This is a genomic window from Nocardia pseudovaccinii, assembly GCF_050942345.1.
GTDB classification, from domain to species: Bacteria; Actinomycetota; Actinomycetes; order Mycobacteriales; family Mycobacteriaceae; genus Nocardia; species Nocardia pseudovaccinii.
Map to the genome: position 1 here is coordinate 3,882,952 of NZ_CP192074.1, position 12,779 is coordinate 3,895,730.

General features: G+C 66.7%; 12 protein-coding genes. 9 read left to right on the forward strand and 3 right to left on the reverse strand.

The features are described 5' to 3' along the window. Positions 1–55 precede the first annotated feature (55 nt). Entirely contained in the window at positions 56–940 is an 885-nt protein-coding gene (locus ACQPZ2_RS17495) for a hypothetical protein (protein WP_433526507.1), read from the forward strand. An 8-nt stretch (positions 941–948) separates the two neighbouring features. Here ACQPZ2_RS17495 and ACQPZ2_RS17500 read toward each other — a convergent pair whose 3' ends face one another. Genes ACQPZ2_RS17500 through ACQPZ2_RS17510 form a run of 3 tightly spaced genes read right to left on the reverse strand, consistent with a single transcriptional unit; the run spans position 949 to position 2,687 of the window. Next, positions 949–1,395: an SgcJ/EcaC family oxidoreductase gene (locus tag ACQPZ2_RS17500; RefSeq protein WP_433526508.1), complete on the reverse strand. Its 447-nt coding sequence runs from the start codon at positions 1,393–1,395 to the stop codon at positions 949–951. A 59-nt stretch (positions 1,396–1,454) separates the two neighbouring features. Continuing rightward, complete coding sequence (locus ACQPZ2_RS17505) at positions 1,455–2,081, reverse strand: alpha-ketoglutarate-dependent dioxygenase AlkB (RefSeq protein ID WP_433526509.1); 627 nt, start codon at positions 2,079–2,081, stop codon at positions 1,455–1,457. 51 nt (positions 2,082–2,132) lie between these two features. Continuing rightward, positions 2,133–2,687: a TetR/AcrR family transcriptional regulator gene (locus ACQPZ2_RS17510; protein ID WP_433526510.1), complete on the reverse strand. Its 555-nt coding sequence runs from the start codon at positions 2,685–2,687 to the stop codon at positions 2,133–2,135. 103 nt (positions 2,688–2,790) lie between these two features. On the opposite strand from ACQPZ2_RS17510, the gene ACQPZ2_RS17515 reads away from it, so the two are divergent. From ACQPZ2_RS17515 to pyrF, 8 genes are all read left to right on the forward strand, one after another. Further along, positions 2,791–3,651, forward strand: a complete 861-nt coding sequence (locus ACQPZ2_RS17515) for an SAM-dependent methyltransferase (RefSeq protein WP_433526511.1) — start codon at positions 2,791–2,793, stop codon at positions 3,649–3,651. 152 nt (positions 3,652–3,803) lie between these two features. Then, positions 3,804–4,439: a bifunctional pyr operon transcriptional regulator/uracil phosphoribosyltransferase PyrR gene (gene pyrR / locus ACQPZ2_RS17520; protein WP_063043178.1), complete on the forward strand. Its 636-nt coding sequence runs from the start codon at positions 3,804–3,806 to the stop codon at positions 4,437–4,439. A 197-nt stretch (positions 4,440–4,636) separates the two neighbouring features. After that, positions 4,637–5,593, forward strand: coding sequence for an aspartate carbamoyltransferase catalytic subunit (locus ACQPZ2_RS17525; RefSeq protein ID WP_433526512.1), 957 nt, complete (start codon positions 4,637–4,639; stop codon positions 5,591–5,593). A gap of 73 nt (positions 5,594–5,666) precedes the next feature. Continuing rightward, positions 5,667–6,962 carry a dihydroorotase gene (locus ACQPZ2_RS17530; RefSeq protein ID WP_433526513.1) on the forward strand — a complete coding sequence of 432 codons (1,296 nt, stop codon included), beginning with the start codon at positions 5,667–5,669 and terminating at the stop codon, positions 6,960–6,962. Continuing rightward, positions 6,963–7,454, forward strand: coding sequence for a transporter (locus ACQPZ2_RS17535; RefSeq protein ID WP_433526514.1), 492 nt, complete (start codon positions 6,963–6,965; stop codon positions 7,452–7,454). A 23-nt stretch (positions 7,455–7,477) separates the two neighbouring features. Beyond that, a complete protein-coding gene (gene carA / locus ACQPZ2_RS17540; protein ID WP_433527450.1) occupies positions 7,478–8,620 on the forward strand; it encodes a glutamine-hydrolyzing carbamoyl-phosphate synthase small subunit in 1,143 nt (380 codons plus the stop codon). Further along, positions 8,620–11,928: a carbamoyl-phosphate synthase large subunit gene (carB, locus tag ACQPZ2_RS17545; RefSeq protein WP_433526515.1), complete on the forward strand. Its 3,309-nt coding sequence runs from the start codon at positions 8,620–8,622 to the stop codon at positions 11,926–11,928. Before carA ends, carB begins: the two co-directional genes overlap by 1 nt. Before the next feature lie 16 nt (positions 11,929–11,944). Beyond that, positions 11,945–12,769, forward strand: coding sequence for an orotidine-5'-phosphate decarboxylase (gene pyrF, locus ACQPZ2_RS17550; RefSeq protein ID WP_433526516.1), 825 nt, complete (start codon positions 11,945–11,947; stop codon positions 12,767–12,769). The last annotated feature ends 10 nt before the right edge of the window (positions 12,770–12,779 follow it).

Consider the following 12,779-nt stretch of genomic DNA (forward strand, 5'->3'; position numbering starts at 1 on the left):
CTCTGGACCACTGTTCAACCACGCGAAAATAATCCGTTGCCGCACGGTGGCGGCCGTGGTCTCCTGGAATGCACGCGAGGCAGAACTGGAGGTGAATGTGGCCGCGCAGAATAAACGGCCGCGCCCCGGTTCGGCCACCGACAATATGGCGAAACTGCATCGACGCACCATGGTGCTCGACGGGCGGGTGTATACGGTGCTGAGCCTGCGGCCCGGCAGCGATTTCCGATTCGCCACTAACCATTTCCACGAGACCTGGCATGTGCTCTCCGATTGGCGTGGTGCGCGCATGCTTGCTCGACTGCTGTGGGGCCTGGCCTATCAGCGGCGGCCGGGCACGCTCGTGGTCATCGATCCGGCGCATCTGGATCCCAATCCGTTCGACGCCGCGCCGTCGGATCCGATTGTGCTGGTCCCCGCCGACCTGACCGTGTTCACCCGTGCCGCCGCCGTCGCTTTGCGCAGGCAACTGCCGTTCCGCGACGGTTCGCAGGGCACGGTGCGCTGGCAGACATTCGGTCTGGATGCCGCGGTGGCCCAGCTGCGGGAGTGGCGCGCGAAGGGGCCGGGGGAGCGCGACTGGAATTTCGCCGACATACCGACCGGGTGGGAACGGATCGACCGCATCGGCGGCATGGTCACGATTTTCGGTGCACGCGATCAGCTGCGATCCTGGGCAACCTCGCTCGCAACCCTCGGGACCTACGCCTACTACGGCATGGATTACGAATACCTGGACGAGGATCGTAATGGCGAGGTGCAGATTTTCCGGCAATACCGCCGCAAGGTGAAAATCGCACGTCAGGCCCGTGCCGAAGTATTCGTACGATTCGACGGATGCGCCTCGGCGGAGGAGGTTCAGCGGGCCATCTGGTCGCACGGTGCAACCGTTCGCCGCCGTCGTTTCCCGACGCGCGAGGAACGGCTCGCCACGCCCTGAACTGACGGCTACTTCGCCTGCGGGACCAGTGTGTTCTGCCGCGCCGCGGTCCACCATCGACCGTTCTCTTTGACCAGGACGTACAGCGCGATCATCGCGTGATCGATATCGATCAGCTCGCCCTCGGCCGTGGTCGCCCGGGCGAGCTTGTGCGCGATCGCGATATCGGGCCGCAGGAATACGATGTCGGCGACCTCGTAGCGGACATACTGATCCTTCAGAAATCCCGCCAGCCCCTGCCGATTCGCCTCCAGCAGTGCGTCTTTCCCGACCATGAGAGCACCGACCGCATTGACCACCGCCGCATTGGCGGTGAAGTCGGCGGTCATGAGTTCGGCATCGTTGGTGTTGTACGCGGTTTCGACATTGGCGATGATCTGCTCGATCGCCGCAATGTCGTCGGTGTGGTCGACCGCGGTGTCCGCGACCACGGGCTGAATTGTCGTTGCGCTCATGGAGATCAGCTTCTTATCTCAACCATAGTTGAGGTCAAATCGTCGCGCCGTCTGTGTGGTCAGCGCACGCCCCGCGGTCGAAATTGAATGCTGATTCGCGGCCCGGTCGGCCTGCGCGTCTTCGGTACCGCGTGTTCCCAGGTGCGCTGGCACGACCCGCCCATGACCAGCAGATCGCCATGTCCGACCTGAAATCGAAGACTCGCGCCGCCACCGCGCGGGCGCAGCAGCAGCGCTCGCGGCGCACCGATCGAAACGATGGCGACCATGGTGTCATCGGTCGCGCCGCGCCCGAAGGTATCGCCGTGCCAGGCCACGCTGTCGCGTCCGTCGCGGTAATAGCACAACCCGGCTGTGCAGAACGGTTCACCGAGTTCCTCGCGGTAGTGCGCGGTCAGTGCCGCCCGTGCCTCGTCCAACGCTGGATCCGGCAATTCCGCGCCCTCCTCGTAGAAACACAGCAGCCGCGGCACATCCACCACCCGGTCGTACATCGGCCGCCGCTCCGCCTGCCACGGCACGCCATCCGCCAACCGTTCGAACAACACATCCGCCCCCGACAGCCACCCGGGCAACACATCCACCCAGGCCCCATGACTCAATGCCGTCCGGCGCACGCCATCGAGCCCGCCCACCTCGATGTCTCCGAACCCGTCGAGCAATGATCCCTGCAGCGGTGTCGGCATGCCGTCGAATCTACGCGCTATCGAACATATGTGCTAGCGAGAAACGGTCATTCAATTCTTGGTGAGAATGTCCCGCGCGATATCGACGGCCGCGGCGTAGCACTCGTCGTCGGTGAGCGGAAGATCGCCCATCATGGCGGTGCTCCAGCTGATGGCGAGCAGGGCTTCGCGCGCACGGAAGACGGCGAGCGGCGGCTGGTCCGGACCGGCCATCAGGTCAGCGAGCACGCGGAACTGGTAGCGCATGCTCGAGCCGAAGTCGAGCTGGCGGAAGGCCGGCTGGTTCTCGTGCCAGAAGCGGACCATGCTGCGGCCGATGCCGTGCAGCAGCGCGCCGTAGCGGGTGAGGATTTCGTTGGCTCGCTCCGTGCCGGGCGGGGCGCTCTCGGCCCAGGTCACGATGCCGTCGATGCCGCGACGCAGGTCGTCGGAGAGGCTCGCGACGATGTCTTCCTTGGTACGGAAGTGGTAGTAGAGCGCGGCCTTGGTGACGCCGAGACGGTCGGCGATCTCGCGCAGGGAGGTCTTCTCGTAGCCGCGTTCGGAGAACAATTCCATTGCGACAGTACGAATCCGCTCACGCGTATCGCTGCGACGTCCGTCCATTGCGTCCTTCTCTTTTGCTTGACGACCGGCTAGTGAAAGCCTAGCGTCTTCCCAGTGCCCGAATTACTAGCCGGGCGACAAGTTATCTATTGGGGAGGCGGCAATGACCGAAACACATCCGAAGGCGCCGACGGCCGGTGTCGCACTGACCGCGATCGGTGTCGCCGTCATCCGGGCGAAGGAATCCGTGCGCACGGACCGCCTGTACGACGATCCGCTCGCGCAGCTGTTCGTCGACGCCGCACGCCGCGGCTACTGCGAGATCGACGGCGGACCCGAGCGCTGGGCGCGGCTGGAAGAGGTGGCGGACATGTTCTTCGAGGGCCGCACGGTCGGTGTCCGGCTCGTCGACGACCGCGTCGCCGCGGCGGTCGAACAGGGGATACGCCAGATCGTGCTGATCGGTGCGGGCTTGGACACCAGGGCATTCCGCATGGCGCTGCCGGCCGACGTTCGAGTATTCGAGATCGATCTGCCGGAGCTCTTCGCGTTCAAGGAACCGGTCCTCGCCGCGGCGCATGCGCAACCTCGCTGCGGCCGCGCGGTGCTCGCCATCGATCTGCGCGAAGACTGGGCAAAGCTGCTCGGGGAGTACGGATTTCGGCCGGATCTGCCCACGCACTGGGTGGACGAGGGCGTCCTGGGCTACCTGACCCACGAACATGCTTTGCACGTGGTCAACACACTGACCGAATTATCCGCTCCTGGAAGCCGTTTCGGTGTCAGCCGCTTCGCCGTCGACGAAAATGCCCGGCCGTACGCCGAACTCAAACGGTTGGTCCGCGGTGACGACGGCGCGGATCGTCCGCGCACCGGCCTCGGCGCCGATGCCAGAACCTGGCTGGACGAACACGGCTGGCATACCGAATTCCGTAGCTGGGACGATATGGTCGCCGCCTTGGGCCGGCCCGTCGCTTCGAACGATCCGGACATCGGAGTCGTCCTCGCGGTCCGCGAGGCGTGAACCGCCCGGAATGCCCGGAGTGTCCGAACCGTGCGTGGCCCCGCTCACAGCGGGATATGCCTGGTTAAAGCGGTGCAAACGGCGCTGCTAGGCTGCATGCCGTAAAGACATCCTTTAACGGACCGTCCGGTGAGGCGGGGAAGGAGGTCGGCATGGCCGTGCCCGAGGAACGGGCCGCCAAGTCCGGCGCTGCCGAAACGTCGCAGCGACACACCCCGGAGTGGGTGAGCGCGGGACGCGAGTTGCTGTCTCCGTCCGACGTCGGCCGGACCATCGCGCGCATCGCGCATCAGATCATCGAAAAGACCGCCCTCGATGCGGGCGAGCCGGACGCACCGCGCGTGGTGCTGATCGGCATTCCCACCCGCGGCACCACGCTGGCCGCCCGACTTACCGACAAGATCGAGGAGTTCTCCGGCGTTCGCCCGGCACTCGGCTCGCTCGACATCACCCTCTATCGCGACGATCTACGCAGCCGCCCGCACCGCCCGCTCGAGCGCACCTCGGTGCCCGAGGGCGGCATCGAGGACGCACTCGTGGTGCTGGTCGACGACGTGCTCTTCTCCGGCCGCACCGTGCGCTCCGCCCTCGACGGTCTGCGCGATCTCGGCCGCCCCCGCGCCGTCCAACTCGCGGTGCTCATCGACCGCGGCCATCGCGAACTCCCGATCCGCGCGGATTTCGTCGGCAAGAACGTGCCGACCTCCCGCAGCGAGGACATCTCTGTATTGCTCACCGAACACGACGGGCGCGACGGCGTCTACTTGCATCAGGAGGACGCGCAGTGAATCGGCTCGCCGGAGCGAGTGTCAGCGAGGTGGAGTCGTGAGCGAGCGCAGCGAGCGAACCATCAACACAGCGACCGGAGGTCGAACGACGGAACCGAGCGCCAGCGAGGTGGAGTCGTGAGCGAGCGCAGCGAGCGAACCATCAACACAGCGACCGGAGGTCGAACGACGGAACCGAGCGCCAGCGAGGTGGAGTCGTGAGACATCTCTTGACGGTGACCGATCTCGATCGTGCCACCGCCACCGAACTGCTCGACGAGGCCGAACGCTTCGAACAGGCGCTGTTGGGCCGCGAGGTGAAGAAGCTGCCGACGCTGCGCGGCCGCACCGTGATGACCGTCTTCTACGAGAACTCGACTCGCACCCGGGTCTCGTTCGAGGTCGCGGGCAAGTGGATGAGCGCCGATGTGATCAATGTCAGCGCGAGCAGCTCCTCGGTCGCCAAGGGCGAATCCCTGCGCGATACCGCGCTGACTCTGCACGCGGCGGGCGCCGATGCGCTCATCGTCCGGCACCCGGCCTCCGGCGCGGCGCATCAGATCGCGCGCTGGATGGATGGCTGGGCGGTCGCCGAAGGGCGGCAGGGCCCGGCCATCATCAACGCCGGTGACGGTACCCACCAGCATCCGACGCAGGCGCTGCTGGACGCGCTGACGCTGCGTCAGCGCCTCGGCGATATCGAGGGCAAGCGGATCGTCATCGTCGGCGATATCCTGCACAGCCGGGTCGCGCGCTCGAATGTCTTCCTGCTCGATACTCTTGGCGCCGAGGTGGTGCTGGTCGCGCCGCGCACGCTGCTGCCGGTGGGCGCGGACCTGTGGCCCGCCCGGATCTCGCCTTCCTTGGACGCCGAATTGCCCGGCGCCGATGCGGTGCTGATGCTGCGGGTACAGCAGGAGCGGATGAACGGCGGCTTCTTCCCGTCTGCGCGCGAATATTCGGTCAACTACGGACTTTCCGAGCGCAGGCTCGCACTGCTCGACGAGAACGCGGTCGTCCTGCATCCGGGGCCGATGCTGCGCGGCATGGAAATCGCCTCGCCGGTCGCGGATTCCCCGCAGGCGGCGATCCTGCAACAGGTGACGAACGGAGTGCATATGCGGATGGCCGTGCTGTTCCGGCTGCTGGTCGGTACCCAGGAGGCTGTCGCATGAGCGAACGAATCGAGCGAATCATGTGCCAGTGCGCATGGCGCATGCCGGAGCCGAGCGCCAGCGAGGTGAAGGCATGAGCTTGCTGCTCAAGGGTGTTCGGCCGTACGGCGAGGGTGAGCCGGTCGACGTACTCGTGCGCGACGGTGTAATCGCCGCCATCGGAACCGATCTCGGCATTATCGACGCCGAGGTCATCGACGCGGATGGCCAGATCCTGCTGCCCGGCTTCGTCGATCTGCACACCCATCTGCGCGAACCCGGCCGCGAGGACACCGAGACCATCGAAACCGGTTCCGCCGCAGCGGCACTCGGCGGTTACACAGCGGTCTTCGCCATGGCCAATACCAACCCGGTTGCCGACTCGGTGGTCGTCACCGATCACGTGTGGCGGCGCGGTCAGGAGGTCGGGCTGGTCGACGTGTACCCGGTGGGGGCGGTCACGGTCGGGCTGGAAGGTAAGCAGCTCGCCGAAATGGGCACCATGGCCGCCGGGGTCGGCGCGGTGCGCATGTTCTCCGACGACGGCCACTGCGTCTACGACCCGCTGCTCATGCGCCGCGCACTGGAGTACTCGAACTCCCTCGGCGTCTTGATCGCGCAGCATGCCGAAGAGCCGCGCCTGACCAAAGGCGCTGTTGCGCACGAAGGTCCGACCGCGGCCCGCCTCGGCCTGGCCGGTTGGCCGCGCGCCGCGGAAGAGTCGATCGTGGCTCGCGACGCACTGCTGGCCCGCGACGCAGATGCCCGCGTGCACATCTGCCATGCCTCTACGGCCGGTACCGTCGAGCTGGTGAAATGGGCCAAGGCACAGGGCATTTCGATCACCGCCGAGGTCACCCCGCACCATCTGCTGCTCGACGACTCGCGCCTGGAGACCTACGACGCGGTCAATAAGGTGAACCCGCCGCTGCGCGAGGTCTCCGACACCATCGCGCTGCGGCAGGCGCTCGCCGAGGGCATCCTCGACTGCGTCGCCACCGATCACGCCCCGCACGCCGAACAGGACAAGTGCTGCGAATTCGCCGCCGCCCGCCCCGGCATGCTCGGCCTGGAGACCGCGCTGTCGATCATCGTGCAGACCATGGTCGAACCCGGCCTGCTGGACTGGCGCGGTGTCGCCCGCGTGATGAGCGAGCGTCCGGCCGAAATCGTCGGACTCGACGGCCATGGCCGCCCGATCGAGGTCGGTGAACCGGCCAACCTGACGCTGGTCGATCCGGACGCGAGCTGGACGGTGCGGGCCGCCGAACTCGCCAGCATTTCGAACAACACGCCGTTCGAGGACATGACGTTCCCGGCTCGGGTGACAACGACGTTGCTCCGAGGCCGGGTAACCGCCCGTGAGGGCAAGGCGGTGGGAGGTTCGTAGATGAGAGTGCTGTTGGTGGTCGGGCTGATCGCACTGTTCGTTCTGTGCGTCTGGCTGATGTACCGGGGCTGGCAGAACCGAGCCGCGCGTCAGGAGGCGCGCATCGGCGAACTACCGCATGTGCCGGGTGATCTCGGCGCTCAGGTGCTCGAGCCGGCCACCGGACTGTATCTCGGCAGCACCATCGCGCCGAGCTGGCAGGACCGGATCGCGGTGGGCGACCTTGGTTTCCGGGCCACAGCGGAACTCACGCGGTTCGAACGGGGGATTCTGCTCGAGCGCGACGGTGCGACGGTGATCTGGATTCCGCAGGAATCCATTACCGCCGTGCGGACCGAACGCGGACATGCGGGCAAGGTGATGACGGAAGATGGTGTGCTGGTAATTCGCTGGAAGCTGCCGACCGGAACCGAGATAGATACCGGTTTCCGAGGTGACGACAAGACGGTGTACCCGGCGTGGGCCAGGGCGATGACGGGAGACGACGAATGAACACAGGATCGCGCAGCGATTCGATGAGGGGTGGTGGCCGGGTGGCGGGAGGGCCGAAGGAAGCTGCGGCACTGGTACTGGAGGACGGCCGGGTCTTCCGCGGCACGGCCTTCGGCGCCGTGGGCGAAACACTCGGTGAGGCGGTGTTCTGCACCGCGATGACCGGGTATCAGGAGACCCTCACCGACCCCAGCTACCACCGCCAGATCGTGGTGGCCACGGCCCCGCAGATCGGCAATACGGGCTGGAACGACGAGGACGACGAATCCAGCAAGATCTGGGTCGCCGGATACGCAGTCCGCGACGCCTCGCGCGTCGCGTCGAACTGGCGATCGACCGGCACTCTGCAGGACCAGCTGGACCGCCAGCAGATCGTCGGCATCGCTGGCATCGACACCCGCGCGCTGGTGCGCCACCTGCGCACCCGCGGCTCGATGAAAGCGGGCATCTTCTCCGGCTCGGCCCTCGCCGACGCAGACGAACTGCTGTCCCGGGTCAACGGACAGCCCTCGATGCTGGGCGCGGATCTGGCCGAGGAGGTGAGCACCGACGCGCTGTACACGATCGAACCGAACGGCGACCCGCGCTTCACCGTCGTCGCGGTCGACCTCGGCATCAAGACCAACACCCCGCGCATGTTCGCGCAGCGTGGCATGCGGGTGCATGTGGTGCCGTCGACCGTCTCGCTGGATCAGATCCTGGAGCTGAAGCCGGACGGCGTCTTCCTGTCCAACGGTCCGGGCGACCCGGCCACCCAGGACGGCGCGGTCGCCATCACCCAGGGCGTGCTGGAGAAGGGGCTGCCGCTGTTCGGGATCTGCTTCGGCAATCAGATCCTCGGTCGCGCCTTCGGCCGCAAGACCTACAAGATGAAGTTCGGCCACCGCGGCATCAATATCCCGGTCGTCGAACACGAAACCGGCCGGATCTCGATCACCGCGCAGAACCACGGCTTCGCGCTGGAGGGCGAACAGGGCGAACAGTTCGACACCCCGTTCGGCAAGGCCGAGGTCAGCCACGTGTGCGCCAATGACGGCACCGTCGAGGGCGTGCGCCTGGTCGACGGCCGCGCATTCTCGGTGCAATACCACCCGGAAGCCGCCGCCGGACCTCATGACGCCGCCTATCTCTTCGACCGTTTCGCCGGTCTCATGGAAGGAGCCTGATGCCTCGCCGCGAGGATCTGAAGCACATCCTGGTGATCGGCTCCGGTCCGATCGTCATCGGCCAGGCCTGCGAATTCGACTACTCCGGCACCCAGGCGTGCCGGGTGCTGCGGGCCGAGGGCCTGCGGGTATCGCTGGTGAATTCCAACCCGGCGACCATCATGACCGATCCGGAGTTCGCCGATTCGACCTATGTGGAACCGATTACGCCGGAGTTCGTCGAGAAGGTCATCGAAAAGGAGCGCCCCGACGCCATTCTCGCCACCCTCGGTGGGCAGACCGCGCTGAATACCGCGGTCGCCCTGCACGAGCGCGGAGTGCTGCAGAAATACAACGTCGAGCTGATCGGCGCCGATTTCGAGGCCATCCAGCGCGGTGAGGACCGGCAGAAGTTCAAGGACATCGTCGCCAAGGTCGGTGGCGAGAGCGCTCGCTCGCGTGTCTGCCACACCATGGACGAGGTCCGCGAAACCGTCACTGAACTGGGCTTTCCGGTGGTCGTTCGGCCGTCGTTCACCATGGGCGGCCTCGGCTCCGGCATGGCCTACAACGACGAGGACCTCGATCGCATCGCGGGCGGCGGCTTAGCCGCCTCGCCGACCGCCAATGTGCTCATCGAGGAATCCATCCTGGGGTGGAAGGAATACGAACTCGAGCTGATGCGCGACGGCCGCGACAATGTCGTGGTGGTCTGCTCGATCGAGAATGTGGACCCGATGGGTGTGCACACCGGTGATTCGGTCACCGTCGCACCCGCCATGACCCTCACCGACCGCGAATACCAGAAGCTGCGTGACCTCGGCATCGACATCCTGCGCGAGGTCGGCGTCGATACCGGTGGCTGCAATATCCAGTTCGCGGTCGATCCGGCCGACGGACGCCTGATCGTCATCGAGATGAACCCACGCGTCTCGCGCTCGTCCGCATTGGCTTCCAAGGCAACGGGTTTCCCGATCGCCAAGATCGCCGCCAAGCTGGCCATCGGCTACACCCTGGACGAGATCGTCAACGACATCACCAAGGAAACCCCGGCCTGTTTCGAGCCGACCTTGGACTATGTGGTCGTCAAGGCGCCGCGCTTCGCCTTCGAGAAGTTCCCCGGCGCCGACGCCACGCTGACCACCACCATGAAGTCGGTCGGCGAGGCGATGTCGCTTGGTCGCAACTTCGCCGAGGCACTCGGCAAGGTGCTGCGCTCGCTGGAGACCAAGGCCGCGGGCTTCTGGACCCAGGGCGACGGCAACTGGACCGATACCGAAGCGATCCTCGAAGATCTGCGCACGCCGACCGAGGGGCGCATCTACCAGGTCGAGCGGGCGCTGCGGCTGGGCGCGAGCATCGAGGACGTCGCCGCGGCCTCCGGCATCGACCCCTGGTTCGTCGCCGAGGTGGCCGGACTGGTCGAGCTGCGCCGAGAGGTCATCGACGCACCCGTACTCGACGAGCCGCTGCTGCGCCGTGCCAAGCACTATGGCCTCTCCGATCGCCAGATCGCCGCGCTGCGACCGGAATTGGCGGGTGAGACCGGCGTGCGCGCACTGCGTCATCGGCTCGGTATCCGTCCGGTCTTCAAGACCGTCGACACCTGCGCCGCGGAGTTCGAGGCCAAAACCCCGTATCACTACTCGACCTACGAACTCGATCCCGCAGCCGAGTCGGAGGTCTCGCCGCAGCGCGAACGCGACAAGGTGATCATCCTGGGTTCCGGGCCGAACCGGATCGGCCAGGGCATCGAGTTCGACTACTCGTGTGTCCATGCGGCGCAGACGCTTTCGCAGGCCGGATACGAGACCGTCATGGTCAACTGCAACCCGGAAACCGTCTCTACCGACTACGACACCGCCGACCGGCTCTACTTCGAGCCGCTGACCTTCGAGGATGTGCTCGAGGTCTACCACGCCGAAACCGAGTCCGGCACCGTCGCCGGGGTCATCGTGCAGCTCGGCGGCCAGACCCCGCTGGGGCTGGCGCAGCGCCTCACCGACGCCGGTGTGCCGGTGGTCGGCACCAGCGCCGCCGCCATCGACCTGGCCGAGGATCGCGGCGAATTCGGTGACGTACTGGTCGCCGCGGGCCTGCCCGCACCGAAGTACGGCACCGCGACCACCTTCGCGCAGGCCAAGAAGATCGCCGCAGGCATCGGCTACCCGGTGCTGGTGCGCCCGTCCTACGTGCTCGGCGGTCGCGGTATGGAGATCGTCTACGACGAGGACTCGCTGGAGGGCTACATCTCCCGGGCGACCGAACTCAGCCCGGAACATCCGGTGCTGGTCGACCGGTTCCTGGAAGACGCCATCGAGATCGACGTCGACGCGCTCTGCGACGGTGACGAGGTCTACCTCGGCGGTGTGATGGAGCACATCGAAGAGGCGGGCATCCACTCCGGCGACTCCGCCTGCGCACTGCCGCCGATCACCCTGGGACGCAGCGATATCGAGGCGGTGCGCCGCTCCACCATCGCGCTGGCCAAGGGTATCGGCGTCAAGGGCCTGCTCAATGTGCAGTACGCGCTCAAGGACGATGTGCTCTACGTGCTCGAGGCGAATCCGCGGGCGAGCCGCACGGTTCCCTTTGTCTCCAAGGCCACCGCGGTGCCGCTGGCCAAGGCGGCCGCACGGATCACCATGGGCGCCACCATCGCCGAACTGCGCAAGGAGGGCATGCTGCCCGCCGAGGGCGACGGCGGCCACGTGCCGCTCGACGCGCCCGTCGCGGTGAAGGAGGCGGTGTTGCCGTTCCACCGGTTCCGCAAGGCCGACGGCAGCGGTGTGGATTCGCTGCTCTCGCCGGAGATGAAGTCCACAGGTGAGGTCATGGGCATCGACGCCGATTTCGGCACCGCCTTCGCCAAGAGCCAGGCCGCGGCCTACGGTTCGCTGCCGACCGAGGGCACCGTCTTCGTCTCGATCGCCAACCGGGACAAGCGCGCCATGGTGTTCCCGGTGAAGCGCCTCAACGACCTCGGCTTCCGCATCCTGGCCACCGAGGGCACCGCGGAAATGCTGCGCCGCAACGGAATTCCGTGCGAACAGGTGCGCAAGCACTCCGAGGACGGGCCCGCCGACCAGCCGACCATCGTGGAGCAGATCCGCGACGGTGAGGTCGACATGGTGTTCAACACCCCCTACGGCAACTCCGGGCCGCGCGTGGACGGTTACGAGATCCGCACGGCGGCGGTCGGTGTGAACATCCCGTGCATCACCACGGTGCAGGGTGCGGCCGCGGCCGTGCAGGGCATCGAGGCGAGCATCAACGGCGGCATCGGGGTGCGCTCGCTGCAGGAACTGCATTCGGTGCTGCGTGGCTGACGAAGGAGACGGTGCGATGAAGACCTTCGGTGCCCGATTGCAGCACGCCATGCGGCATCTCGGGCCACTGTGCGTCGGCATCGATCCGCATCCCGGCCTGCTCGGATCGTGGGGTCTCACCGACGATGTCGACGGTGTCGAGGCCTTCGCCGAGATCTGTGTCGAGGCTTTCGACGGCCGGGTCGCGCTGATCAAACCGCAGGTCGCCTTCTTCGAGGCCTACGGTTCCGGCGGAATCGCGGTGCTCGAGCGCACCATCGAGGTACTGCGCGCCTCGGGCACCCTGGTGCTCGCCGATGCCAAGCGCGGCGATATCGGCTCGACCATGGATGCCTACGCGCGGACCTGGCTCGCCGACGGCACGCTCGGCTCGGACGCGGTGACGGTCTCGCCGTATCTCGGATTCGGTTCCCTCGCACCGGCTTTGACGCTGGCGGAGGCGAACGGGCGCGGTGTCTTCGTACTCGCCGCCACCTCGAATCCCGAAGGTGCACAGGTGCAGCGGGCAGTCGCGGCGGACGGTCGAACGGTCGCGCAGACCATGGTCGATGCGGCGGCGCAATGCAATGCGGGCCAGGAGTTCGGCTCGGTCGGCATTGTGCTGGGGGCCACCCTCACCGAAGCGCCGGATCTCGCGGAGCTCAACGGCCCGATCCTGATGCCGGGCGTCGGCGCGCAGGGGGGCGGTCCGGAAACCGTGCGTGCGCTGGTGCCGGAGCAGTTGTTGCACGCCGCGGTGCCGACCGTTTCGCGCGAGGTGCTCGGCGCCGGTCCGTCCGTGTCGGCACTGCGTGCCAAGGTGAGCGCGCTGCAGGAGGAGTTCGCCTTCCTGCGGCGATGACGCGTGACGA

What these genes read in the sequence shown, in the direction of transcription:
- carA (WP_433527450.1), top strand. Translation starts at nt 7,478, where the DNA reads ATGAGGGGTGGTGGCCGGGTGGCGGGAGGGCCGAAGGAAGCTGCGGCA.
- ACQPZ2_RS17535 (WP_433526514.1), top strand. Translation starts at nt 6,963, where the DNA reads ATGAGAGTGCTGTTGGTGGTCGGGCTGATCGCACTGTTCGTTCTGTGC.
- ACQPZ2_RS17530 (WP_433526513.1), top strand. Translation starts at nt 5,667, where the DNA reads ATGAGCTTGCTGCTCAAGGGTGTTCGGCCGTACGGCGAGGGTGAGCCG.
- ACQPZ2_RS17515 (WP_433526511.1), top strand. Translation starts at nt 2,791, where the DNA reads ATGACCGAAACACATCCGAAGGCGCCGACGGCCGGTGTCGCACTGACC.
- ACQPZ2_RS17500 (WP_433526508.1), bottom strand. Translation starts at nt 1,395, where the DNA reads ATGAGCGCAACGACAATTCAGCCCGTGGTCGCGGACACCGCGGTCGAC.
- ACQPZ2_RS17505 (WP_433526509.1), bottom strand. Translation starts at nt 2,081, where the DNA reads ATGCCGACACCGCTGCAGGGATCATTGCTCGACGGGTTCGGAGACATC.
- ACQPZ2_RS17510 (WP_433526510.1), bottom strand. Translation starts at nt 2,687, where the DNA reads ATGGACGGACGTCGCAGCGATACGCGTGAGCGGATTCGTACTGTCGCA.
- carB (WP_433526515.1), top strand. Translation starts at nt 8,620, where the DNA reads ATGCCTCGCCGCGAGGATCTGAAGCACATCCTGGTGATCGGCTCCGGT.
- pyrF (WP_433526516.1), top strand. Translation starts at nt 11,945, where the DNA reads ATGAAGACCTTCGGTGCCCGATTGCAGCACGCCATGCGGCATCTCGGG.
- pyrR (WP_063043178.1), top strand. Translation starts at nt 3,804, where the DNA reads ATGGCCGTGCCCGAGGAACGGGCCGCCAAGTCCGGCGCTGCCGAAACG.